The organism is Brevibacterium atlanticum (genome assembly GCF_011617245.1).
GTDB lineage: Bacteria > Actinomycetota > Actinomycetes > Actinomycetales > Brevibacteriaceae > Brevibacterium > Brevibacterium atlanticum.
In genome coordinates, this window is record NZ_CP050152.1 from 141958 (window position 1) to 165692 (window position 23735).

Here is a 23735-nt window from a genome sequence, read left to right on the forward strand (position 1 = left end):
CACACTCAGCGGGAAGTGGTCCGAATCGTGGACCTATCGATGTCACCGGGCAGCTTAGGCTGCTTTTGGGGCTGCGGTTTCGATCGACCGGAGGGCCGCATCAGCGTCGTTCAAGCCGCCGCGCGTCTGTCGACAGGTGGGCCGATCGACAGACGCGCTATCGCTTGATCGAGGTCGCGCTCAGAGCTCCGGCAGGAGTGAGATCGGGTTCTCGATGCAGTCGGCGACGAAGGTGAGGAACTCGCTCGGCTCCTGGCCGTCGCATGCCCGGTGGTCGAAGACGAAGGACAGGTACATCACCTTGCGCACTGTGAGTTCGCCGTCGACGACCCACGGGCGCTCCTTGATCCGGCCGAGACCGAGCATGGCCACCTCGGGGAGGTTGATGATCGGGGCCGAACCGTCGACGCCGAACACGCCATAGTTGTTCAGCGTGAACGTCCCACTTGACAGGTCGGACGGATCGAACTTCCCCGTCGACGCCTTCCCGACGGTCTCGCCGACGCGGTCACGCAGCTGCCGCAGACTCATCTGATCGGCGCCGTGGACGACGGGGACCATGAGTCCGCGCGGGGTCTGCGCGGCGAGGCCGAGGTTGATGTCGCCGTGCGTGACGATCTCGCCGGCGGCCGTGTCGATCGAGGAGTTGATGATCGGGTACTTCTTCAGCCCGGCGACGACGAAGCGCGCGACGAGCGAGAGCAGGGAGTACTTCTCACCGGTCCGCGCCTCGAGCGCACGCTTCGTGTTGAGCAGCTCGGTCGCATCGACATCGAGCCAGATCGTCGCCTCGGGAATCTCCTGCCGTGAACGGGCGAGCCGCTCGGAGACGACCTTGCGCAGTCCCGTGATCGGAGTGCGGGTGTCGCGCTCGCCCTGCCCGGCAGAGGTAGGCACGCCCGCCGAGGTGGCTGAGGAGTGTTCGGCAGCTCCGTCGGATTCGATGGCCGCGAGGACATCAGCCCTGGTGACGACGCCACCAACACCGGTGCCGGCGAGATGCTTGGCGCTGAGTCCGTGGTCCTTCGCGAGCTTGCGCACGAGCGGTGAGGACACGGGGGAGACGCGGTCGCCCTCAGTCATCGGTGTTTCGACCGGTGGCCGGGAGGGGGTGTCCGGGCTGAGCGTCGGAACGGCCGGTGCGGAGTCAGTCTCTTCGGGCGCGGCGGCGCGCTTGCCGCCGAACGAACGCCTCTTCGATGACCGGGTCTTCGGCTCCGACGTGCCGTAGCCGATGAGGTTCGCGCCGCTGGATTCGGACGTCTCGGCGAGCGGAGTCGACTCGTCATCGGCACCCGTCCCGGCCCCCGCCTCGGCGACGGAGAGCAGGGCCTGACCTGCGGATACGGTGTCACCGGCCTCCGCGAGAAGGGCAGTGATCTGCCCGGCGTACGGGCAGGGAAGCTCGACGACGGACTTCGCGGATTCGACCTCGACGACCATCTGATCGACGTGGACCGTGTCTCCTACAGCGACCTTCCAGGAGATCAGCTCCGCCTCGGTGAGGCCTTCGCCGAGGTCGGGGAGGATGAACTCGCGCGAGCCGGCCCCGCGCTCGTTGGTCCCGCGCATCCCGGTGCTCATATCGGCGCTCATCACAGCTCCCAATCCCAGGACTCGAGCGAATCGAGCACGCGTTCGACGGTAGGCAAGTAGAACTCCTCGAGCTTCGGCGACGGATAGGGCACATCGAACCCGGTGATCCGTAGGATCGGGGCCGACAGGTAGGTGAAGTTGCGTTCGGTGAGGCGGGCGGCCACCTCGGCGCCGTACCCGCCGAACTGGGCGGCCTCATGGATGATCGCCGCCCGTGAGGTCTTGCGCACCGAGGCGGACACCGTCTCATCATCGAACGGGGAGAGCGTGCGCAGGTCGATGACCTCGATGGACAGTCCATGTTCGGCACCGGCTTCAGCAGAGTCCAGGGCCGTGCGCACGGTCGGACCGTAGGCGAGCAGGGTGGCGTCGGTGCCCTCGCGGATGACCTGAGCGCGATCCATCGGCGCCGTGGTCACGGGCAGGGTCAGCGTCTCCTTCATCCAGTACCGCGACTTCGGCTCCATGAACACGACCGGATCGTCGGAGGCGATCGACTCGCGCAGCAGCGAATACGCGTCGGCCGGATTCGATGGGGTGACGACCGTGAGCCCCGGCGTCGACGTCCAATAGGCCTCAGAGGAATCCGAATGGTGCTCGACCCCGCCGATGTCGCCGGCATAGGGGATCCGGATCGTGATCGGCAGGCTGACGCGGCCCTTCGTCCGGTTCCGCATCTTCGCCACGTGCGAGACGATCTGCTCGAACGCAGGATAGGCGTAGGCATCGAACTGCATCTCGACGACAGGGCGCATCCCGTTCATCGCCATCCCGATCGCGGTGCCGATGATCCCCGACTCCGCCAGCGGCGAATCCCAGACCCGGGTCGCCCCGAATTCGGCGCGCAGTCCTTCCGTGACCCGGAAGACACCGCCGAGGCGGCCGACGTCCTCCCCGAAGACGAGGACGGTGTCGTCGTCGGCCAGGCAGTCGCGCAACGCCTGGTTGAGTGCCTTCGTCATCGTCACCGAAGTGGGCCTGGCCTCGGGAACAGCCGCGTCTTCGTTCGCCGAGGTGGCCGTGCCCGATTCGACGTCCACCGCGTTTGGGTCGGTGGTTGGGGTGGTGCCGGCCTCGACGCTCATGCCTGCCCTGCCGCTGCGAGTTCGGTGCCTGCGAGTTCGGCTTCGAGGAGCTGTTGCTGTTCGGCAAGTGCAGTCCGCGGGCGGGAGTAGACGTGGGCGAAGAGTTCGCGCGGGTCGATCTCGGCCTCGGTGTTCATGGCATCGCGCACGGTCTCGGCCAGGGCCTCGGCCGCCTCGGCGACGTCGGCGACTCCGGCATCGTTGAGGGCTCCGGTCGAGCGCAGATACTTCTCGAGTCGGTCGATGGGATCGAACTGCTTCCAGTGCTCGACTTCCTCGGACTCGCGGTACTTCGTCGGGTCGTCGGAGTTCGTGTGCGATTCCATCCGGTAGGTCAGGCACTCGATGAGCGTCGGGCCGTCACCGTTGCGGCCGCGTTCGAGAGCGGCGGAGACCGCAGCGAAGACGGCCGCGACATCGTTGCCGTCGACCCGCAGTCCCGGCATTCCGTAGCCGGCGGCACGGTCGGCGAGCATCGTCGCGTTCGTCTGTTCGCGCAGGGGTGTCGAGATCGCGTACTGGTTGTTCTGGAGGACGAAGACCGTCGGCGTCTGCCACACGGAGGCGAAGTTGAACGCCTCGTGGGTGTCGCCCTCACTGCTGGCGCCGTCGCCGAGGAAGGTCAGAGTCGCAGCATCCTCGCCCTTGAGCTTCGCGGCCATCGCGAAGCCTGTGGCGTGCAGGGTCTGCGTCGCCAGGGGTGTTGCCGCAGGTGAGGTGTGGTATTCGTGCGGATCGAATCCGCAGTGCCAGTCGCCTCGGAAGGCGGCGAGGAGCTCGGCCACGGGCACACCGCGGGTCAGCAGCGCTGCCGAGTCGCGGTAGGTGGGGAAGAGCCAATCGTTCGGCGCCAGTGCGGTCGTCGCTCCCACCTCGGCGGCTTCCTGACCGGCCGCGGACGGGTAGGTTGCGAGTCGACCCTGGCGGGTCAGATGGGTGACCTGTGCTTCGAACCGGCGGACGAGGACCATCTGCCGGTAGAGACCGATGAGGGTGGCATCGCTGGGGATCCGCAGCCCCTCGGTCGGGGTGTCGGTGGGCTGCCCATCAGGGCCGATGAAGCTGATCGGCTGCAGTTGGGGCAGAGAGCGGCCTGTGGTGGGAACGTCAATGGTCATGGCCCCATGGTGCCGTGAGCGGAGTCACGATTCCACGGCTTCGCGGCAGGTGAGGACGGGCGGCCATTCGTCGCGTGGACTCGGGACGAAAGGATCGGCAGCGGCCGGTCGTGTGGACGTTTGGCTGTGGCCGACGCACTCTGCTCTCCGGCATCCGGGGTCCGGCCTCCGGGCTGACCTTCGGCTGCGGCTCAGGCTCTCAGATCTCACCCCAGCGATACCCGCGGGAGGTGAAGGCCTCGACGATCGCGTCCTTCTTGCCCTCGACATCACCCTTGTACGCCTGATGCCCGCCGGAGGTGAGGATCGTCAGCTTGCCTCCGTCGAAGTAGGCGGTTGAGAACGACTCCCGGGAGATCCGCAGCGGGTGGTCATTCTCGCGTCCGACCGTGATCACTTCGTCATCGACGCACAGGGGAGTCGTCGACATGCTGATGACGACGGTCGCGATGATCCCGAGCGCCGCGCCGATGATCGGTCTGGCGGCGACGACCCAGGGTTGGTCGAAGCGGCTGAGCTTCTCGATCGGATCACCGAAGGGGATGGGGAATCGTGCGGCGAACGAACCCAGCGCGGGCAGGAAGAATCCGAGAGCGACGCCGATGCCGATGCAGACGATGCCGATGATGATCACGTCGCCGGTCCGGAGGCTGAACGTCGTCGCGGTGCGTGCCTTCCGCGAGGAGTCGCTCTCATGATGGGGCTGATCCATGTGCGTTCGATCCTTGACAGTGACTGCGGTGCCTGGTCTGGCGATATCGGAACTCCAGTGTACCAAAGTGGAACAGTTATGTTCCATCAGTAGACTGTGGTGGGTGATTCGGGTGGTCGCGAGCGGAGTGGCGTGCGGGTCGTCCGTGCGCAGATCGGGACAGCAGATCAGGAGAGGGGTGGGCCTGTGCAGGGTATGCGTCGTTTGGGCAGAGATGCTCTGGTCGGCGAGGCGCTGACGGTGCTGGCCGGCAATCCGGCCGCCTCGATGCTCGACCTCTCCCAGGGGATCGGGGTCGGGCGCACCACCCTGTACCGGCATTTCGGTGATCGGGAGGCCCTCGTCGCCGAGGTTGCCCGCCTCGGCGCCCGGATGTTCATCGACGCGTTCATGCGCGCCCGCCCGGATGAGGGGCAGGGGCTGGCAGCGGTCGAGCGGATCTGTGCAGAGCTGTTCACCGTGCCCGACGTTCTCACCCTGCTCTTCGCCGACAATCCGATCATCACCGATGATCACTTCGCCGAGGTGGCCCAACAGGGGCGAACGGAGGCGGCTGCGACCGCCTCGGCGGTGGGTTCCGGAGGTGCCTCCGACCTCAAGGGCACCGACGATGGCGACCCCCTCGAGAGGGTCATCGCCCGCGGGCAGAGCGATGGCTCGATTGCGAGCGACGTGCCCGTCGAATGGGCGGCCGCCTACGTCTTCCTCACGGTGGGTGCAGGGCACCTCTTCAGCGTCGGCTCCGGTAAGGCCGACTCGTCCGGTCGAGCGCGTGCCCTCGAGCTGACGATCCGGGCGGTCGAGAAGACGCTCAGCCCGTAGCGTCGCAGGTCGAGTTCTTGTGGATAAGATTAGCCTTACCTCATACTCTGCAGAGGTGCCTGCGCGGCAACGGCATCGCCGCCGACGCGCCCGCCCGCTCAACCATCGGAGACAACCTTGGCCCTCGACCACACAGACTCGACCTCCTGCACAGACTCGACCGCCCACGCCGGCGCGTCCGACCCGTCCCACTCGACTGTCCGATCCCGGCAGGTGAGGCGTGTCCGCTGCGTCATTGCGGCCGGCGCCGCCTCACTGCTTCTCCTCGCTGCCTGCTCATCAGGTGAAGCGGACAGGCCTGAGGCGACCGGCAGCGGCGAATTCCCCATCACGGTCGAACACGCCTATGGCACGACGACGATCGACTCCGAGCCGAAGCGGATCGTCTCGGTCGGAGTCACCGAGCAGGACGCGCTCTGGGCGCTCGGTGCCGATCCCGTCGGCGTGACCGAGTGGTATGGGGAGTATCCACATGCGTCCTGGCCGTGGGCTGATGAGGCGCGCGGCGATTCCGAGCCGACCGTCCTCGAGGCCACCGACGGGCCCGACCTCGAGGCGGTGGCCGAGCTCGAGCCCGACCTCATCATCGGTGTGAATGCGGGGCTGACGAAGAGCCAATATCAGCAGCTGAGCGAACTCGCACCGACTGTCGCGCACTCCGCGGACTATCCGATGTACTTCGAGCCGTGGGAGGTCCAACTCGAGCAGATCGGCGAGGCGCTCGGGAAGTCCGACGAAGCGAAGGGGATCGCCGACGACATCGACGACCAATTCGCCGAGGCGGCCGAGGAGCACCCCGAACTCGCCGACGTGCCCGTCGTCTACCTCCAGAATCAGATCTCCGAAGGAAACGCGATCGCCTATCAGAACGGGCTCGGCACCGACTTCCTCACCCAGCTCGGCCCCGTCGTGCCGAGCGAGATCGACGAATACGCGCCCGAGGACGCCTCGGGCGGCCAGGCGTACATCCCCGAAGAGAAGCTCGACGTCCTCAATGCCGCCGATGTCCTCATCTGGGGCACGGAGGAGCGTCAGGACCGAGCGGCGCTGGAGAAGAACCCGGTGGTCAAGCGACTCGAGCCGATGCAGGCGAAGAAGGTCGTCTACACCGATGACGTGCTGGCCGGGGCGATCTACTTCTCGACGCCCTTGAGCCTGCCGTACGTCATCGACAATCTCACTCCGGCCCTCGCCGAGGCGGCTGCCGGCAAAGGGCCTGTCCAGGTCGGGTCGGATTGAGCCCATTCAGGGGCCGCGAACGGCGCTCTTCGTCTCACTCTGAGAAAAATTTCGGAGGCGGTGTTGTGCCCTTCACAATCTCAGGTTAGGCTGACCTATGAGATTTAGGGAACATTCGTGTGGCCTTAAGGCAGTTGACACACCTGCTTGAAGTCACGAACCCCTGATTCTCGCTGTTTCATACGTCAAGGAATCCTCGGAGCTGAATACGTGCCGCGAACTTCCAGGCCCATGCAGGTGCTGCCGATCATTCTGCGTGAGGTGGAGGTCACCGGCATCGTCGACATCACTCCCAATATGCGACGCCTGACTGTGGCGGGCGCTCAATTGGAGGCGAGTGAGGTCGACGGTGTGCCGCGGCCGGCATTTCGCTCCGAGGGTTTCGACGATCACGTGAAACTCGTCGTCCCACCGCCCGACGGCAGTGCCGTCGACATCGGCGAGCAGGGGGAGTTCCGCTTCAACTGGAACCGTGAGGCACTCGCCCTCACCCGCGACTACACCGTCCGCAGCGTCGACCCCGAGGCCGGGTCCTTCTCCTTCGACGTCGTCCGGCATGATTCCGGACTCGCTTCGGACTGGGCCTTCACCGTCTCCGTCGGCGATCGCCTCAGCTTCGCCGGACCGAAGACCTGCGCCGGGATCAACCTGGATGTCGACTTCCATCTGCTCATCGCCGACGAGACGGCCCTGCCGGCAGTCGGCCGCTGGCTCGAGGAGGCCCCCGCCGGCACCCGCGCCCACATCATCGTCGAAGTCCCCACCGCCGAGGACATCCAAGACATCCCCACCGAGGCGGACGTCGAGATCGACTGGCTCATCCGCGGCGCGACCCCGCCCGGCGAATCGACGCTTATGTACGACACCGTGCGGAATGTGAGTCTGCCCGACGGGCGCACCTTCGCGTGGTGCGCCGGCGAGGCCCTGACCATCGCCCCCATCCGCCGCTACCTCCGTCGTGACCTCGGCCTGCCGAAGGAGGACGTCGAGGTCGTCGGGTACTGGCGGAAGACGCCGGCGGAGCGCCGCCCTGCCGCCGACCAGAGTTCTGCCGTCGACCGCAGTACCGTCACTGACAGCCGCACCGGCGCCGAGGCGGCCGCCCCCACTTCCGGTGAGTCGCCCACCGTCGGCATCCCCACCGACGATCCAGCCGCCTCGGCGAGCACCGAATCCTCCCTCGACGTCCTCCACCAGGTCCACGAGATGACCGAGATCCTGCCGCCGATCATCACCCGCGCGGCCGTGACCTTCGGCATCAACGACCTCATCGCCGGAGACATCACCACCGCCGAGGCGATCGCGGCCGAATCCGGCATCGACACCGACGGCATCCGCGTGCTCCTCACCGCAATGTGCTCACTCGGACTGCTCGAACGCGATGGCGATCACTACCGCAACACCCCGACCGGTGCCGTGCTCACGAGCGAAGGCTCGGCCGACGGACTCGACCTCGAGGATCCGGCACTGCTCGACCTCTTCTCCATCGTCGACCTCATCGACGTCCTCCGGGGCGGGTTCGCAGCCAGGACCTCGCGAGCCTCGGCAACCCAGGCGCGCACGTGGCACGACCAGCGTGCCGCCGATGAGAACCTCGACGCCGCCCATCGCAGCCGCACCCTCGACCATCTCCAGTACGTCCTCGACATCATCCTCGACCTCGAGCCCATCGCGACCGCGTCGAGTGTCGCCCTGGCCGGTGATGCCGGCGCCGAGGTGGCCGCCGCCCTGACGCGGAGGGCACCCGAAGCCGGACGCGGCATCCACATGCCGGCGGCCGCAGCGTTGACCGGCGAGCAGGCATGGCCGAGTGTCGACGCCACCCTCCTCCTCGCGGGCCTGACCGGACGCTCGCGGGTCGAAGCCCGGGGACTGCTCGCTCGCGTGATCGAGAACAGCGGCAGCCTCGTCGTCGTCGAACCCTTCACCGATGAGGCCGAAGCCGACGACCACCAGGCCGAAGAGCTCGTCTCCGCCTTCGCCGCCACCGGCCACGCCTCATGGACGAGTGACGAGGTGCGAGACCTCCTCGTCGAGCTCGGAGCTGCAACCGTCGACGTCGTCGACATCGGGTGGGGCTTCGGACGCTTCCGCCGCGCCGTCATCGCCGACAGACGCTGAGCACCGGCCCGCAGATTTCCACTGTGGAACCGGACCTTCGGCGCTGATCGAGCCGATGGTTCGCCTGACAGAAAGACACAGGAAGACATGAGAATCAATCGCATCACCGGTGCCGTGATCGCAGGTGCCGCAGGCCTGGCGCTGCTTGCCGGCTGCGGAAGCGGCGGCGACGCCGAGGCTTCAGGCGAGGCTTCGAACGACACTCGCACGGTCACCGACGCCACCGGCGAAGAGGTCGAGGTGCCTGCCGACCCGCAGAGCGTCGTCACGCTGCATTATGCGGCGACGGAGACGCTCATGGACCTCGACGTCCCGCCCGTCGGGCAGGGAGCGTTCATGGACACGGCCGTGCCGGAGGAATGGGTGGACCAGCTGGGCGAGATTCCGGTGGTTGCTCAGGAGGAGCCGGATCTCGAGAAGATCGCCGAAGCGGACCCCGACCTCATCCTGTCGCCGAACACGCAGGAACCCGAGATGATCGAGCAGCTGCAGGAGATCGCCCCGGTCTATCAGTTCACCCTGCGCGGCGGTGACCGTGCGCAGTGGAAGCAGCGCGTCAAGGAAGTGGCCGACGCGGTCAACCAGACTGACGAACTCGAAGCGCTCGACAGCGAGTTCGAAGCCGAGCAGAAGCGGATCGCCGATGAGTACGCCGACGTCACGAAGGGCACGACGATCGGCGCGGCCTCATCATTCGAGGACAATTCCGCCTACCTGTGGGGCAGTGAGAACATGCTCGGCACCATCCTTCCCCCGCTCGGATTCGACTGGTCGGCCGCCGAGGACACGATGGTCGAGAAATACGGAGAGGCCGCGCAGGGCGGCAACAAATCCGGAAAGGTCGAGCCGGAGGCGCAGATCTCCATGGAGGTCCTCGATAAGAGCCTTGACGATGCCGACATCATCTTCGTCAACTCCGATCTGCGCGGTGACTACGACGAGCTGACCACGACCCTCATCGATTCGGCGGTGTTCAAGGAGCTGCCCGCTGCCAAGGCTGGCCACGTCTACCCGATCGGCAAGGCCACGATCGCCGGCTACTCCGATGCGGAATACGGACTGAAGATGGCGGAGAGGGCCATCAAGGAGTACCAGAAGGACTGAGTCGCCGAGGTGGTTGAGCCGCCTCGGCGGCTCAGCCGGCTCCGGGTCGGTGCCCCTCCGCCTCGTCGAGGATGAGCAGCGACCGGGAGGATACGACGCCCGGGACCTCGTGGATGCGGCGCAGGATCACCTGGGACAGGGCGGTGTTGTCCGGGGCGTTGACCGTCACGAGCGCGTCGATGTCACCGCTGACGGCCTGCACTTTCTCCACGAAGGGCAGCGCGGCCAGGTCATCGCGGACCTGCGGCCAAGGGCGGTCGCCGATCTTGACGACGACCACGGCGGTCACGGTCATGCCGAGCGCACTGCGGTCCACCTCGGCGGTGAATTTCCGGATCGCCCCGGAATCGATGAGCGTGGTGAAGCGCTTGTGTGCGGCCGAGCGGGAGATGTGGACGCGTTCGGCGAGCTGACGCACGCTCAGTCGCGAATCCTCGACGAGGGCAGCGATGATGCTGCGGTCGATGTCGTCGAGGTCGAATGCCACGGGGCGCTCCTTCACCATTGATCACTGCAGCCTGGTCTGCTCCCCATTCTAGGACCCGGCGCCATTGGACAAATTCTGTCGATCGTTCGTACAGTAACGAAGATATCTGTGGTGCGTCGCACGTACCATGGTGACTGGACACATGGCCGGATTCGGACGGACCCGGCTTACGGAGACGAAACAGCCACCTGTAGATTATGAGACGGAAGTCTCATTGCAGCTGGAACTGCTTCAACGAATTAGGAGTCATCCTTGAAGATCGCGGTGTTGGTCAAAGAGGTCCCGGATACCTACGGAGACCGGAAGCTGAACTTGGAAACCGGACTCGCCGATCGGGGCGCCTCCGAAGCCGTCCTCGACGAGATCGGTGAGCGCGCCCTCGAAGTCGCGCTGTCGAGCAAAGACAGCGATGGCGACACCGAGGTGACCGTCATCTCGATGGCCCCCGAAACCGCGACCGCCACGATCCGCAAAGGTCTGGCGATGGGTGCCGACAATGCCGTGCACGTGGCCGATGAGGGCCTGGCCGGAGCCGACCTGGGCCTGACCGCCGAGGTGCTCGCCGCCGCCATCCGCCGAGGCGAGTACGACCTCGTCATCACCGGCAACGTCTCCACCGACGGCAACGGCGGGATGATGCCGGCGATGCTCGCCGAGCACCTCGACTACCCGCACGTGACCGGCCTGACCGCCGTCGAGATCTCCGACGGCAAGGTCTCCGGCACCCGCGCCATCGAAGGCGGCCAGCAGCAGGTCTCGGCCGAACTGCCCGCCGTCATCTCGATCACCGAGGCTCTGCCCGAGGCGCGCTTCCCGAACTTCAAGGGCATCATGGCCGCGAAGAAGAAGCCCTTCGAGGTCATCGGCCTGTCCGATCTCGAGATCGACGCCGAGGACCAGTCCGTGGCCCGCTCGATCATGGTCACCGTCGCCGAGAAGCCGCCGCGTGAAGCCGGCGAGAAGGTCGCCGACGAAGGCAATGGCGGCGCTGACCTCGCCGAATACCTCACCAAGAACCGTCTGGCCTAAGGAGAATCGTCATGTCAGAATTCCCGCAGGATGCCATTCTCGTCGTCCTCACCGCCGATGCCGAAGGCCAGTTGGAGAAGCCTGCCGCCGAGCTGCTCGGCGGCGCCTCCGAGATCGGTTCGCCCATCGCGCTCGTCCTCGCCGCCTCCGGCGGTGCCGATGCTGCGGCTGAGAAGGCCGCCGAGCTCGGTGCCACCGCAACCCTGACCGCTGAGCTTGCCGAAGGCAACCTCGGCACCTCCGCCGTCGATGCCGTGGCATCGGCCGCCGAACTCACCGCTCCCGATGCGGTGCTCGTGCCCAACACCCTCGACGGCCGCGACATCGCCGGCCGCTTCGCCGTGCGCACCGGTTCGGCCGTGTGCGTCGACGCCATCGGCGTCGAACGTGACTCCGAGGGCATCGTGGCCAACCACTCCGTCTACGGCGGCGGCTACACCGCGTCCTCGGCCCCGACCTTCGGCGCCCCCGTCATCACGGTGCGTCTCGGCTCGATCGAGACCCGCGCCGAGGCCCAGTCGGCCAATGCGCAGGCCCTCGAGGTCGCCGATTCCGGCAAGCGTGCCGCCGCGATCGATTCGTTCGAAGCCATCGTCGAGACCTCGTCGCGTCCGGAGCTGCGCGGTGCGCAGAAGGTCGTCTCCGGTGGTCGCGGTGTCGGTTCGGAGGAGTCCTTCGAACTCGTCGGCGAGTTCGCCGACGTCCTCGGTGCCGCTGTCGGCGCCTCCCGTGCAGCCGTCGACGCCGGCTACATCGCGCAGTCGCACCAGGTCGGTCAGACCGGTGTGTCCGTGTCCCCGCAGCTCTACGTGGCGCTGGGCATCTCGGGCGCGATCCAGCACAAGGCCGGTATGCAGACTTCGAAGACCATCGTCGCGGTTAACAAGGACGGCGAAGCCCCGATCTTCGACATCGCGGACTTCGGCGTCGTCGGCGACCTGTTCAAGGTCGTCCCGCAGGCGATCGAGACCCTGAAAGAGAACAAGTCCTGATATGGCCACCTATTCCAGTTCACTGCGCTCGGGCCTGCCCCGAGTAGAAGGTGGTGACCCCTGGCCACCGGAGGGCACCATCGGCGAGCCCTTGGAGGAGGGCGCGACGTTCGCCGCGGAAGCGTCGGACACGGAGGAACTGGATGCAGGTTCCCCCGCCGAGGTGGCCGAGCCTGATGTGACCGACGCTGAGGAACCGACGGAGACCGCCGTCTCCGCTGACGCCGAGGACAACGACGCCGAGGACACTGACGTCGAAGATGCTGCCGCGGAGGCCGAGGTGCCCCTGCGCCGCGGTCTGCCGCGCGTTGAGGGTGGAGAGCCGTGGCCGCCGGAAGGCTTCGCTCCTGCCGGAGTGAAGGCCACCGGTGCGGCTGCCGCATCGGCCGGAGAGCCTGTCGGAGGATCTGAGTCCGCCGAGGATGCGGGCGCCCCTGCTGAGGACTTGACCGGCTCTGTTGAAGAGCCGACGCCCGAAGAGATCTCTGCCGACGTTTCGGCAGAGGAGTCGAGTTCCGCTGCTCCGGCCGCCGTTGCCGCGGGTGCCGGGGCGGGAGCCACTGTCGGCGCCGCCGCAGTTGCATCCGATTCGGATGAGGAGGATGGGGCCGCCGCCGAGTCCGGTTCCCCCGAATCCGCAGCAGCCGGTGCCGCTGAGGTGCCCCTGCGCCGAGGTCTGCCGCGTGTTGAGGGCGGAGAGCCCTGGCCCCCGGAAGGCTTTGCTCCCGCAGGGGTCAAGGCCGCAGGAACGGCAGCCCCCGCTGCGTCAGCAGCCGGGGATGCCCCGGCCGACGGCAGCGAAGACAGCACTGAAGCCGGTTCCGCGGAATCATCCACGGAGCAGGCCGACACCGCATCCGAACAGACAGATGCCCAGGCCGACTCGGCCTCCGAGTCCTCTGCCGCACCGGCAGCGGCTGCCGCCGCAGGGGCCGGTGCCGCTGGCGCCGGCACCGGCGTTGCCGCAGCCGCCCCGTCGAGCGCTTCGGGCGAGAAGTCCGATGTGCCCCTGCGCCGTGGACTCCCGCGTACCGCCGGGGGAGATCCGTGGCCGCCGGAAGGCTTCGCGCCGGCAAGTGCGGTCAAACCTGCCGCAGGAGCGACTGCTGCTTCGGCCGATGTGAAGTCTGCTGAAGCCACAGGGTCCGAAGCGGCCGCGAAGCAGGAATCGACGCCGGCAGATGCCGACGACGCAGACAAAAAGCCCCAAGGTCGACGCACCGGAATCGGCGGCGTCGGCGCCGGTGCGGCAGCCGCAGGGGCGGGAGCCGCCGCCGGTGCAGGTGCCGCAGCAGCGGGAGCCGCCTCGGCGTCGGAGAAGAAGTCCGAGGACACGGCCGAGAAGAAGCCCGCCCAGCGCAAGCCCATGGGCAAGCCTGCGGCCAAGGCCACGGACAAGCCAGCTCAGCGCAAGCCGATGGCCAAGCCCGCAGCGAAGTCCGATGACAAGGCGGCGGCCCGCACTGCGGACAAACCGGCCGCGAAGGCCGCTGCGAAACCGGCTGCGAAGTCCACCTCTTCGGGATCGGGCAGCGCCACCTCGGCGAAGCCTGCTGCCAAGAAGGAACCGGTCATGATCGGTTCGAAGACGCTGGGTCAGTGGGCCAAGCTCATCGGTCTGTCCATCGGCGGGCTCATCGTCGCGGCCGGAATTCTCATCCTCGCCGCCCGCGGTGTCACGACCCTGCCGGGTGTGCCGGAGTTCCTCGAACGCTACCCGGGCGAGTACCACCAGCCCGACTTCGTCGACGCGGGCTTCCCTGCCTGGGCGAGGTGGACGCACTTCCTCAACATCTTCTTCATGGTGCTCATCATCCGGTCGGGTCTGCAGGTGCGCCACCAGCAGAAGCCGCCGGCGTTCTACACCCCGAAGAAGGGTGGGAAGAAGGTCAGCATCAACCTCTGGCTGCATACGGGTCTCGACCTGCTGTGGCTGGCCAACGGTGTGGTCTTCGTCGTGCTCCTCTTCGCCTCCGGACATTGGGCGCGCATCGTGCCCACGAGCTGGGAGGTGTTCCCGAACGCACTGTCGGCGATGCTGCAGTACGCGACGCTCGAGTGGCCGATGGAGAACGCGTGGGTCAACTACAACGCGCTCCAGCAGCTGATGTACTTCATCGTCGTGTTCATCGCCGCACCTCTGGCTGCGATCACGGGTGTGCGGATGAGCGAATGGTGGCCGAAGAACGCCACGACGCTCAACAAGATCTACCCGGCGCCGCTGGCTCGGGCGATCCACTTCCCGACGATGCTGTTCTTCGTGATGTTCATCCTCGTTCACGTGTTCCTCGTGTTCTCGACCGGAATGCGGCAGAACCTCGGGTACATGTTCGCCGGCACGAATGCGCTCGGCTGGGCCGGACTCATCTGGTTCCTCGTGGCGATGGTCGTGGTCGTGGCCGGTTGGTTCGCGGCCAGGCCGCTGCTGCTGGCGCCGATCGCGAACCTCTTCGGACGGGTGTCGAGCAGGTAGGCGAACATCACGTAGTCGATACTGCCGCGGTTCATGCCGTGATCTGATGAAGGCCCCGAGCGACGTGCATGTCGCTCGGGGCCCTCGGTGCGTGGGGATGCGGCCGTCATCGGTCGGCAGCGATGATGGACGTGCCCGTGGGCTTCTCGGTCGCTGCGGGGTGGGGTGAGAGTGCGGTCGAGGTGCGGGGCAGTCTAAATCAGGGCGGCCCGGACGGTCGCCTCGAACTCGCGGACGTGCTCGCCCGCGTAGGAGGCGACCTGGTCTTCGTCGCCGGAGAGGATGCCCTCGAGGAGGCCGATGTGTTCGCGGATGTGGCCGATGAGGTCGGGGATCCGCGGCAGCACGAGGCACCAGATGCGAGTGGCGAGGTCGTCGAGGTGGACGAGCGTCTCCTGCAGGTGGAGGTTGTCGACCGCGCGGTAGATGAGGCGGTGGACGCCGAGGTCGCGTTCGATGAGTGTGCGCGCATCCTGTTCAGGATCGAGGCTCTTGATCGCGGCGATCGTCTCCGCGAACTCCGCGCGCAGTTCCGGCGTGATGTTCCGAGCGGCTCTTCGGGCGGCGATCGGCTCGAGGGCTTCGCGCATCTCCGTGATCGCGGCCAGGTCCGTGATGTCGACATTGCTTGCGAACGTGCCGCGCCGCGGGTACGAGTTGACCAGGTGCTCGCCCTCGAGGCGTTTGAGCGCCTCGCGGATCGGGGTCCGCCCGACCTCGAGCTCCGCACTCAGCGAAGCCTCGTTGATCGCATCGCCGGGAGCGATGTCGAGCATGATGAGGCGATGGCGGAGCACCTCATAGGCGTGCTCGGCCAGGGACGACCGACCTCCGGGGATATCTGCCACTGAACTCATCTCCTCGCCATGAGATCTCCCGCTGGAAAGCTATTGCACTACTGATATTTCTCGGTCTAGACTACAGGAACGCGACTGATATATTAGTTGACGATCAAATGGCGAGCCGGACTCAGCCAAGCGATCGAGAGCTGATCGAAGGAGATCCATGAGCGAGCACATCGCCACCCGCCCGAACGTCGAGAGCAGCACCGAAGACCAATTCCCAAGCCGTGAACCCGTCGAGCTGAACACCAGCCTCGGCGAACTCGATCCCGAGATCGCCGGCTTCATCGATGCCGAGCTGCACCGCCAGCGCGAAGGCCTCGAGATGATCGCCTCGGAGAACCACACCGCCTCGGCTGTCATGGCCGCTCAGGGATCTGTGCTGACGAACAAGTACGCCGAGGGCTACCCGGGACGCCGCTACTACGGCGGCTGCGAGCAGGTCGACGAGATCGAACGCATCGCCATCGCCCGCGTCAAGGCTCTCTTCGGCGCCGAGTACGCCAATGTCCAGCCGCATTCCGGCGCTCAGGCCAACGCCTCGGTGATGCACGCGCTCATCCGCCCCGGCGACACCGTCCTCGGACTCGACCTCGCCCACGGCGGCCACCTCACCCACGGGATGAAGATCAACTTCTCCGGTCGGCTCTACACCATCGTCCCCTACGGCCTGAACGACGACACCGGCCGTGTCGACATGGACGAGGTCGAGCGTCTGGCCAAGGAACACCAGCCCAAGCTCATCGTCGCCGGCTGGTCGGCCTACTCCCGGCAGCTCGATTTCGCGGAATTCCGACGCATCGCCGATGAGGTCGGCGCCTACCTCATGGTCGACATGGCCCACTTCGCCGGTCTCGTCGCCGCCGGCCTCCACCCCTCACCGGTGCCACACGCCCATGTCGTGTCCTCGACGACGCACAAGACCCTCGGCGGACCGCGCGGCGGCATCATCCTCACCAACGATGCGGACATCGCGAAGAAGATCAACTCAGCGGTCTTCCCTGGTCAGCAGGGCGGACCGCTCGAGCACGTGATCGCCGGCAAGGCCGTCGCCTTCGGACTCGCAGCCACGGACACCTTCGTCGACAAGCAGAAGCGGACGCTGGCCGGTGCTGCGGAACTCGCCCGCCGCCTGACCGAATCCGATGTCACCGACCGCGGAATCTCCGTCCTCACCGGCGGCACCGACGTCCACCTCGTCCTCGTCGATCTGCGGAACTCCGTACTCGACGGAACGCAGGCCGAGGATCTGCTCGCGCAGATCGGGATCACGGTCAACCGCAATGCGGTGCCGAACGATCCGCGCCCGCCCATGGTCACCTCGGGTCTGCGGATCGGCACCCCGGCACTCGCCAGCCGCGGCTTCGGCTCCGAGGCCTTCGCCGAGGTCGCCGACATCATCGCGCAAGCGCTCAAGGCCGGCACCGAGGCAGGCGGCGCGAGCCCGGAGACCATCGCCGAACTCAGCGCCCGGGTCACCGCTCTCGCCGAGAACCACCCGCTCTACCCCACCATCTCAGAGATCGGAGCACGCTGATGGCAGACCAGCTTCCCGAACACCCCGACTTCCTGTGGCGCAACCCCGAGCCGAAGAAGTCCTACGAAGCCGTCATCATCGGCGGCGGCGGACACGGCCTGGCCACCGCCTACTACCTGGCGAAGAACCACGGGATGACGAACATCGCCATCCTCGAACGCGGGTGGCTGGCCGGGGGCAACATGGCCCGGAACACGACGATCATCCGCTCGAACTACCTCTGGGACGAGTCCGCGGCGATCTACGAGAAGTCGCTCAAGCTCTGGGAGCAGCTGCCCGAGGAACTCGACTACGACTTCCTCTTCTCCCAGCGCGGCGTGCTCAACCTCGCCCACACCCTCCAGGACGTGCGCGAATCCCAGCGCCGTGTGAATGCGAACAAGCTCAACGGTGTCGACGCCGAATGGCTCGACCCGGGGCAGGTCAAGGAAGTCTGCCCGATCATCAACATCGGCGACGACCTCCGCTACCCGGTGATGGGCGGAACCTACCAGCCGCGCGCCGGCATCGCCAAGCACGACCACGTGGCCTGGGCGTTTGCCCGCAAGGCTGATGAGATGGGTGTCGACATCATCCAGAACTGCGAGGTCACCGGCATCGACCGCATCGGCAACCAGGTCGTCGGCGTACAGACGAACCGCGGACCGATCGCCACCGAGAAGGTTGCGCTCGCCGTGGCCGGAGACTCCTCGGTGCTCGCCGATATGGCCGGGATCCGCCTGCCGATCCAGACCCACCCGCTGCAGGCACTGGTCTCCGAACTCTTCGAACCCGTGCACCCGACCGTGGTCATGTCCAACCACGTCCACGTCTACGTCTCCCAGGCACACAAGGGAGAACTCGTCATGGGCGCCGGCGTCGACTCCTACAACGGCTACGGTCAACGAGGTGGCTTCCACGTCATCGAGGAGCAGCTCGCCGCCGCGATCGAGCTGTTCCCGATCTTCGCCCGAGCACACGTGCTGCGCACCTGGGGCGGCAACGTCGACGTCACCCTCGACGCCTCACCGATCGTATCGAAGACAGAAGTCCAAGGACTCTACGCCAACTGCGGTTGGGGCACCGGCGGCTTCAAGGGAACCCCTGGAGCGGGCTTCACCTACGCCCACACCATCGCCAACGACGAACCCCACCCGCTCAACGCCCCGTTCGCCCTCGACCGCTTCGAAACCGGCCACCTCATCGACGAACACGGCGCCGCCGCCGTGGCGCACTGAGCGAGTCGACGCTCCGGACTGAAAGGACCGACATGCTGCTCATCAACTGCCCGAACTGCGGGCCGCGGGACGAAACCGAATTCCACTACGGCGGACAGGCCCACGTTCCCTACCCCGAGGACCCACACGCCCTGTCAGACAGGGAATGGGCAGAGTACCTCTTCTACCGTGCCAACGACCGCGGTGCCTTTGCCGAGATGTGGAGCCACAGCGCCGGCTGCCGAAAGTGGTTCAACGCCATCCGCGACACAGCCACCTACGACTTCACTGCGATCTACCCGATCGGCTCGCCCCGCCCTGACACGCAAGGAGAGGTTCGATGACGAACACCACCCGTCTGCACTCCGCTTCTCGACTGCCCTCTGCCACCGGCATCGACACCACCCGCCCGATCGACTTCACCGTCGACGGCAAGGCCTACTCGGGCTTCGCCGGTGACACGATCGCCAGCGCCCTCATCGCCTCCGGCCGCATCGACTGCGGCAACTCGACCTACCTCGGACGGGCCCGCGGCATCCTCGGCGCCGGCGTCGAGGAGTCCAATGCGCTCGTCCGCGTGCACGCCCGGTTCCCCGGCGATGTCTCCGAATCGATGCTGCCCGCCACCCGAGTCGCCATCGCCGAAGGGCTCGAAGCCGACTACCTCGCCGGCCTCGGCATCCTTGACCCGGGCCAGGACGAACTGGTCTACGAGCACAAGCACGTGCACACCGACGTCCTCATCGTCGGCGCCGGTCCCGGCGGACTCGCCGCCGCACGCGAGGCCGGCAAGTCCGGTGCGCGCACCCTGCTGCTCGACGATCAGTCCGTGCCCGGTGGCTCCCTGCTCGCCGCGGGTCCGGCCACGGCCGAGACCATCGACGGCCAGGACGCCATCGACTGGGTCGAGTCCACCGTCGCCGGATTCGCCGAGCACGAAGAGCTCACCTACGTGCCGAACACCACGGTCTTCGGCAGCTACGACTCGAACTACTTCGTCGCCCTCGAAGATCTCACCGAAGCTGTCACCGCAGCCGGCGGTCGCGGAGTGCGCCAGAAGGTCTGGCACATCCGCGCCGGCCAGGTCGTGCTCGCCACCGGCACCCACGACCGCCCGATCGTCTTCGCCGACAACGACCGTCCCGGCATCATGCTCGCCTCGGCCGTGCGCACCTACCTCGGCCGCTACGGTGTGGCCGCAGGGCAGAACGTGGCCGTAGCGACGACGAACGACTCCGCCTACGACCTCGTCACCGACCTCCACGAGGCCGGCATCACCGTCCCCGCGGTCATCGACTCCCGCCCGACCGCCTCGGCGGTGGCCGAAGCCGTCACCACGGCCACGGGCACCCGCCTCATCCTCGGCTCCGCCGTCACCGGCACCGCCGGTGAGGGAACGGCCGGACGCATCAGCGCCATCACCGTCGCCACCCTCGACGACGACAGCGTTGCCGCCGGTGCAGGAGAAGAGATCGCCGTGGACCTGCTCGCGGTCTCCGGCGGACTGTCGCCGGTCATCCACCTGCACGGGCAGCGCAAGGGCCCGATCCACTGGAACGCCGACATCGCGGCATTCGTGCCCACGACCCCCGTCCGCGACCAGTTCACGGCAGGGTCCGTCACCGGTGACTACTCGACAGAGGCGGCACTGCGGCAGGGTGCGGAGGCAGGCAACCAGGCGGCGAACCGGACCGGTTTCCCTGCCGCGCTCAGCGTCCCGGCGGCTTCCCCGATGGCCTACGCCCCGGCCCGTCCGCTGTGGCTGGTCACCTCGGCCGAGGATGATCACGACGCTCTGACCACCCACTTCATCGACTTCCAGCGTGACCAGACCGTCGCCGACGTGCAGCGGGCGATGGGTGCGGGCATGCGCTCGGTCGAGCACATCAAGCGCTACACCTCGATCTCGACGGCCAACGATCAGGGCAAGACCTCAGCGGTCAACGCCATCGGCGCGATCGCCTCGGTGCTGGGCAAGAGCGACGACCTCGGACAGGTCGGACACACGACCTTCCGCGCCCCCTTTGCTCCGGTGCCGTTCGCGGCACTGGCCGGACGGCGCAAGGGCGAACTCTTCGACCCGGCCCGAGTCACCTCGATCCACCCCTGGCACGTCGCCCACGGAGCCGAGTTCGAAGACGTCGGCCAGTGGAAGCGCCCCTGGTATTACCCGCAGCCGGGTGAGGACATGGAGGCCGCGGTGTTGCGCGAGGGCAAGGCCGTGCGCGAATCAGTCGGCTTCCAGGACGCCTCGACGCTCGGCAAGATCGAGATCCGCGGGAAGGACGCGGGAGAGTTCCTCGGCCAGATCTACACGAACGGCTTCAAGAAGCTCAAGGTCGGCAAGGGCCGCTACGGGCTGATGTGCAAGCCCGACGGAATGATCTTCGACGATGGCGTGACCCTGCGCGTGGCCGAGGACCGCTACTACATGACGACGACCACCGGTGGAGCGGCGACCGTCCTCGAATGGCTCGAGGAATGGCACCAGACCGAATGGCCCGAACTCGACGTCGTCTTCACCTCGGTGACCGAACAGTGGTCGACCGTCGCCGTGGCCGGACCCCGGTCGCGCGACGTCATCGCGAAGCTCACCCCGAACCTCGACGTATCCAACGAGGCCTTCGAGTTCATGGGCTTCCGGGAGACCACGCTGGTAGGCGGAATCCCCGCACGGATCTGCCGGATCTCGTTCTCCGGTGAGCTCGCCTTCGAGATCAACGTCGACACCTTCTACGGGTTGACCGTGTGGGAGGCCGTCGCCGAGGCAGGTGCCGAGTTCGACATCACCCCGTACGGCACCGAGGTCATGCACGTGCTGCGCGCCGAGAAGGGATTCATCATCGTCGGTCAGGACACCGACGGCACCGTGACTCCGCAGGATGCCGGCATGGAATGGATCGTCTCGAAGGTCAAGGACTTCATCGGCAATCGCTCCTATTCTCGCGTCGACACGGCACGGGAGGACCGCAAGCACCTCGTGGGTGTGCTCCCGGTCGACGGGACCACGCGTCTGGCCGAAGGCGCCCAGCTCATCACCTCGGGAACCCCGGTCACCCCGGACGAGGGACCGGTGCCGATGATCGGCCACGTCACCTCGTCCTACATCTCGCCCTCACTCGACCGGCCCTTCGGGCTCGCGCTCGTCGAGAACGGCCGCAACCGGACCGGCGAGATCGTCCAGTCCCCGCTCGGGGACACCTTGGTCGACGTCGAGATCACCTCGCCCGTCTTCTACGATCCGGAAGGGAACCGCCGCGATGGCTGACACCACATATTCCACAGACACCCTCGTCTCCTCCGACACCCTCGATGACCTGCGGGTCTCGCCCGCCGCGCACCTGGCCGAGACGATGGCCGAGGCGAGTGCCGCGGGCGGTCGCCAGGTCGCCCTGCGCGAGTTGCCGTTCTCCGTCCAGCTCGGTCTGCGCGCACAGCCGGACTCGGCCTCGGGGCGTGCACTCGAAGACACCTTCGGGCTGGAACTGCCGCGCCGGGTCGGTGAGGTCACCGGCGACAGTGCCGGACTGCACATCCTGTGGCTGAGCCCTGACGAGTTCCTCGCCGTCGATGTCTCCCGCCAGCAGCAGCCGGGGGAGACACTCGTCGCCGAAGCGGGCCTCGAAGGACTGCCCGGACAGGCCGTCGACTTCTCGGCCAACCGCACGATCCTCCAGCTGTCGGGTTCGAAGGCCCGCGAGGTGCTCGAGAAGAGCTGCCGCGCCGACCTCCACCCGCGCGCCTTCGGCGTCGGCACCGCGATCGTCACCTCGCTGGGACCGGTCCCGGTCATCCTCCACCACTCCTCGGTGCTCGAATACCGCGTCTACCCGCGGGCGAGCTTCGCGGACTTCACGGTTCGCTGGCTGCTCGACGGCATGGCCGAGTTCCTCGACGGTGCTGAGGCTGCCGGCGCAGAGGAGGGGAGCGGCTGATGGCACTCGGGGTCCTCGATCTCTTCTCGATCGGCATCGGCCCCTCCTCCTCACACACTGTGGGGCCGATGCGGGCGGCACTGCGGTTCGTCGAGGAACTCGAGGGGCAGGGTCTCCTGCACCGGGTCCGCCGGGTCCGGGTCGGACTCTACGGTTCGCTGGCTGCAACCGGCATCGGCCACGGTTCGGACTCGGCGGTCCTCGTGGGCCTAAGCGGTTTCGACCCCGAAACGCTCGACCCCGACCAGGTGGGCCCGCTGGTCGAGGAGGTGAAGACCCAACGCAAGCTCCACCTCGGTGGGCAATTGGTCATCGAACTCGAACCGGAGACGGACCTCGTCCTCCATCTGCGGAAGAATCTGCCCGGCCATCCCAATGGGATGGTCATCCGCGCCGAGGTCGACGAGGAGGTCATCGAGCGTGAGTACTACTCGGTCGGTGGGGGATTCGTCGTCACCGCCGAGGAGCTCGCGGCCGAGAAGGACGCCGCCGAGGCGATCGAGGCCTCCGAACAGGCGGGCCAGCAGGCGGCCGGGCAGGCGATCGAATTCGCCACAGCCGATGAACTCCTCGTCGCCTGCCGTGAGCACGGGCTGAGCATCGCCGAACTCATGGCCGTCAACGAACGCGTGACCCGCACGGATGAGCAGCTGCGGGAGAAGCTGTTGGCGATCTGGGCGGTGATGCGCGAATGCGTACACAACGGGTGCACGCGTGAGGAGACGACGCTGCCCGGCGGGCTCAAGGTGCGCAGGCGTGCTCCGGAACTGCGGGCGAAGCTCGAGGATGCCGAGTACACGGCCTCCGGTTCACTCGATGCCCTCGAATGGGTCAACCTCTACGCGCTGGCCGTCAATGAGGAGAACGCCTCGGGCGGGCGGATCGTCACCGCCCCGACGAACGGGGCCGCGGGCATCATTCCCGCGGTGCTCCACTACATGGACCGCTTCGTCACCGACGCAGAGATGTCCGACGATGCCGTCGTGAAGTTCCTGCTCACGGCCGGGGCGATCGGGATCCTGTTCAAACGCAACGCTTCGATCTCCGGCGCCGAGGTGGGCTGCCAGGGTGAGGTCGGATCTGCGTGTGCGATGGCTGCCGCAGGACTGTGTGCCGTCCTCGGCGGGAGTCCGGAACAGGTCGAGAATGCCGCCGAGATCGGTCTCGAGCACAACCTCGGGCTGACCTGTGACCCGGTCGGCGGGTTAGTCCAGGTTCCGTGCATCGAACGCAATGCGATCGCCTCGGTGAAGGCGATCAACGCCGCTCGCCTGGCGATGCATGGTGACGGCACTCACCGGGTCAGCCTCGATCAGGCGATCGAGACGATGCGGCAGACTGGAGCCGATATGAAATCGAAGTACAAGGAGACCTCGCGCGGCGGCCTGGCCGTCAACGTCGTCGAATGCTGAACGGTTCCGGGCGACAGGGCATCATCCCTCCCACT

General features: G+C 66.9%; 19 protein-coding genes. 13 read left to right on the forward strand and 6 right to left on the reverse strand.

The window, feature by feature from the left end; translation table 11 throughout:
* Positions 1-180 precede the first annotated feature (180 nt).
* From GUY23_RS00645 to GUY23_RS00660, 4 genes are all read right to left on the reverse strand, one after another.
* The gene (locus GUY23_RS00645; RefSeq protein ID WP_228282616.1) at positions 181-1596 is read right to left on the reverse strand and encodes a dihydrolipoamide acetyltransferase family protein; all 1416 of its coding nucleotides are present in this window, start codon (positions 1594-1596) and stop codon (positions 181-183) included.
* Complete coding sequence (locus tag GUY23_RS00650) at positions 1596-2681, reverse strand: alpha-ketoacid dehydrogenase subunit beta (protein ID WP_166968774.1); 1086 nt, start codon at positions 2679-2681, stop codon at positions 1596-1598. Before GUY23_RS00650 ends, GUY23_RS00645 begins: the two co-directional genes overlap by 1 nt.
* Complete coding sequence (gene pdhA / locus GUY23_RS00655) at positions 2678-3799, reverse strand: pyruvate dehydrogenase (acetyl-transferring) E1 component subunit alpha (protein ID WP_166968777.1); 1122 nt, start codon at positions 3797-3799, stop codon at positions 2678-2680. Before pdhA ends, GUY23_RS00650 begins: the two co-directional genes overlap by 4 nt.
* A gap of 199 nt (positions 3800-3998) precedes the next feature.
* On the reverse strand, positions 3999-4511 hold the full coding sequence (locus GUY23_RS00660; protein WP_166968779.1) for a YqeB family protein: 513 nt from the start codon (positions 4509-4511) through the stop codon (positions 3999-4001).
* A 195-nt stretch (positions 4512-4706) separates the two neighbouring features.
* Here GUY23_RS00660 and GUY23_RS00665 point away from each other — a divergent pair, with 195 nt between their 5' ends.
* The 4 genes from GUY23_RS00665 (at position 4707) to GUY23_RS00680 (ending at position 9797) form a co-directional block, all read left to right on the forward strand.
* Entirely contained in the window at positions 4707-5333 is a 627-nt protein-coding gene (locus tag GUY23_RS00665) for a TetR/AcrR family transcriptional regulator (protein WP_166975392.1), read from the forward strand.
* A 213-nt stretch (positions 5334-5546) separates the two neighbouring features.
* The gene (locus tag GUY23_RS00670) at positions 5547-6572 is read left to right on the forward strand and encodes an ABC transporter substrate-binding protein (RefSeq protein WP_166968781.1); all 1026 of its coding nucleotides are present in this window, start codon (positions 5547-5549) and stop codon (positions 6570-6572) included.
* A 210-nt stretch (positions 6573-6782) separates the two neighbouring features.
* Entirely contained in the window at positions 6783-8693 is a 1911-nt protein-coding gene (locus tag GUY23_RS00675) for a siderophore-interacting protein (protein WP_166968783.1), read from the forward strand.
* An 87-nt stretch (positions 8694-8780) separates the two neighbouring features.
* Positions 8781-9797 carry an ABC transporter substrate-binding protein gene (locus GUY23_RS00680; RefSeq protein ID WP_166968785.1) on the forward strand — a complete coding sequence of 339 codons (1017 nt, stop codon included), beginning with the start codon at positions 8781-8783 and terminating at the stop codon, positions 9795-9797.
* A gap of 31 nt (positions 9798-9828) precedes the next feature.
* Here GUY23_RS00680 and GUY23_RS00685 read toward each other — a convergent pair whose 3' ends face one another.
* Positions 9829-10284, reverse strand: coding sequence for an Lrp/AsnC family transcriptional regulator (locus GUY23_RS00685; protein ID WP_166968787.1), 456 nt, complete (start codon positions 10282-10284; stop codon positions 9829-9831).
* A 252-nt stretch (positions 10285-10536) separates the two neighbouring features.
* On the opposite strand from GUY23_RS00685, the gene GUY23_RS00690 reads away from it, so the two are divergent.
* From GUY23_RS00690 to GUY23_RS00700, 3 genes are read left to right on the forward strand one after another with little or no spacing between them, the layout of a single operon-like run.
* Positions 10537-11313 carry an electron transfer flavoprotein subunit beta/FixA family protein gene (locus tag GUY23_RS00690; RefSeq protein WP_166968789.1) on the forward strand — a complete coding sequence of 259 codons (777 nt, stop codon included), beginning with the start codon at positions 10537-10539 and terminating at the stop codon, positions 11311-11313.
* An 11-nt stretch (positions 11314-11324) separates the two neighbouring features.
* Positions 11325-12305 (forward strand): electron transfer flavoprotein subunit alpha/FixB family protein, encoded by a 981-nt coding sequence (locus GUY23_RS00695; RefSeq protein ID WP_166968791.1) that lies wholly within the window; start codon positions 11325-11327, stop codon positions 12303-12305.
* 1 nt (position 12306) lies between these two features.
* The gene (locus GUY23_RS00700; RefSeq protein ID WP_166968793.1) at positions 12307-14778 is read left to right on the forward strand and encodes a cytochrome b/b6 domain-containing protein; all 2472 of its coding nucleotides are present in this window, start codon (positions 12307-12309) and stop codon (positions 14776-14778) included.
* 194 nt (positions 14779-14972) lie between these two features.
* Here the strand turns inward: GUY23_RS00700 and GUY23_RS00705 are convergent, their stop codons facing one another.
* A complete protein-coding gene (locus GUY23_RS00705; RefSeq protein ID WP_166968795.1) occupies positions 14973-15635 on the reverse strand; it encodes a GntR family transcriptional regulator in 663 nt (220 codons plus the stop codon).
* A 148-nt stretch (positions 15636-15783) separates the two neighbouring features.
* Here GUY23_RS00705 and glyA point away from each other — a divergent pair, with 148 nt between their 5' ends.
* Genes glyA through GUY23_RS00735 form a run of 6 tightly spaced genes read left to right on the forward strand, consistent with a single transcriptional unit; the run spans position 15784 to position 23700 of the window.
* Positions 15784-17157, forward strand: a complete 1374-nt coding sequence (gene glyA, locus GUY23_RS00710; RefSeq protein ID WP_166968797.1) for a serine hydroxymethyltransferase — start codon at positions 15784-15786, stop codon at positions 17155-17157.
* A complete protein-coding gene (locus GUY23_RS00715) occupies positions 17157-18374 on the forward strand; it encodes a sarcosine oxidase subunit beta family protein (protein ID WP_166968799.1) in 1218 nt (405 codons plus the stop codon). Before glyA ends, GUY23_RS00715 begins: the two co-directional genes overlap by 1 nt.
* 32 nt (positions 18375-18406) lie before the next feature.
* Complete coding sequence (locus GUY23_RS00720; protein WP_166968801.1) at positions 18407-18697, forward strand: sarcosine oxidase subunit delta; 291 nt, start codon at positions 18407-18409, stop codon at positions 18695-18697.
* Positions 18694-21621: a 2Fe-2S iron-sulfur cluster-binding protein gene (locus tag GUY23_RS00725; RefSeq protein WP_166968803.1), complete on the forward strand. Its 2928-nt coding sequence runs from the start codon at positions 18694-18696 to the stop codon at positions 21619-21621. Before GUY23_RS00720 ends, GUY23_RS00725 begins: the two co-directional genes overlap by 4 nt.
* Positions 21614-22288 (forward strand): sarcosine oxidase subunit gamma, encoded by a 675-nt coding sequence (locus GUY23_RS00730; RefSeq protein ID WP_166968805.1) that lies wholly within the window; start codon positions 21614-21616, stop codon positions 22286-22288. Before GUY23_RS00725 ends, GUY23_RS00730 begins: the two co-directional genes overlap by 8 nt.
* Positions 22288-23700 (forward strand): L-serine ammonia-lyase, encoded by a 1413-nt coding sequence (locus GUY23_RS00735; RefSeq protein ID WP_166968807.1) that lies wholly within the window; start codon positions 22288-22290, stop codon positions 23698-23700. Before GUY23_RS00730 ends, GUY23_RS00735 begins: the two co-directional genes overlap by 1 nt.
* Positions 23701-23735: the final 35 nt, after the last annotated feature.

Excerpts from the sequence above, each read along its gene's own strand:
- GUY23_RS00700 (WP_166968793.1), top strand. The coding sequence starts at position 12,307 with ATGGCCACCTATTCCAGTTCACTGCGCTCGGGCCTGCCCCGAGTAGAA.
- GUY23_RS00695 (WP_166968791.1), top strand. The coding sequence starts at position 11,325 with ATGTCAGAATTCCCGCAGGATGCCATTCTCGTCGTCCTCACCGCCGAT.
- GUY23_RS00650 (WP_166968774.1), bottom strand. The coding sequence starts at position 2,681 with ATGAGCGTCGAGGCCGGCACCACCCCAACCACCGACCCAAACGCGGTG.
- GUY23_RS00735 (WP_166968807.1), top strand. The coding sequence starts at position 22,288 with ATGGCACTCGGGGTCCTCGATCTCTTCTCGATCGGCATCGGCCCCTCC.
- GUY23_RS00665 (WP_166975392.1), top strand. The coding sequence starts at position 4,707 with ATGCGTCGTTTGGGCAGAGATGCTCTGGTCGGCGAGGCGCTGACGGTG.
- GUY23_RS00645 (WP_228282616.1), bottom strand. The coding sequence starts at position 1,596 with ATGAGCGCCGATATGAGCACCGGGATGCGCGGGACCAACGAGCGCGGG.
- pdhA (WP_166968777.1), bottom strand. The coding sequence starts at position 3,799 with ATGACCATTGACGTTCCCACCACAGGCCGCTCTCTGCCCCAACTGCAG.
- GUY23_RS00720 (WP_166968801.1), top strand. The coding sequence starts at position 18,407 with ATGCTGCTCATCAACTGCCCGAACTGCGGGCCGCGGGACGAAACCGAA.
- GUY23_RS00725 (WP_166968803.1), top strand. The coding sequence starts at position 18,694 with ATGACGAACACCACCCGTCTGCACTCCGCTTCTCGACTGCCCTCTGCC.
- GUY23_RS00660 (WP_166968779.1), bottom strand. The coding sequence starts at position 4,511 with ATGGATCAGCCCCATCATGAGAGCGACTCCTCGCGGAAGGCACGCACC.
- GUY23_RS00715 (WP_166968799.1), top strand. The coding sequence starts at position 17,157 with ATGGCAGACCAGCTTCCCGAACACCCCGACTTCCTGTGGCGCAACCCC.
- GUY23_RS00680 (WP_166968785.1), top strand. The coding sequence starts at position 8,781 with ATGAGAATCAATCGCATCACCGGTGCCGTGATCGCAGGTGCCGCAGGC.
- GUY23_RS00730 (WP_166968805.1), top strand. The coding sequence starts at position 21,614 with ATGGCTGACACCACATATTCCACAGACACCCTCGTCTCCTCCGACACC.
- GUY23_RS00705 (WP_166968795.1), bottom strand. The coding sequence starts at position 15,635 with ATGAGTTCAGTGGCAGATATCCCCGGAGGTCGGTCGTCCCTGGCCGAG.
- glyA (WP_166968797.1), top strand. The coding sequence starts at position 15,784 with ATGAGCGAGCACATCGCCACCCGCCCGAACGTCGAGAGCAGCACCGAA.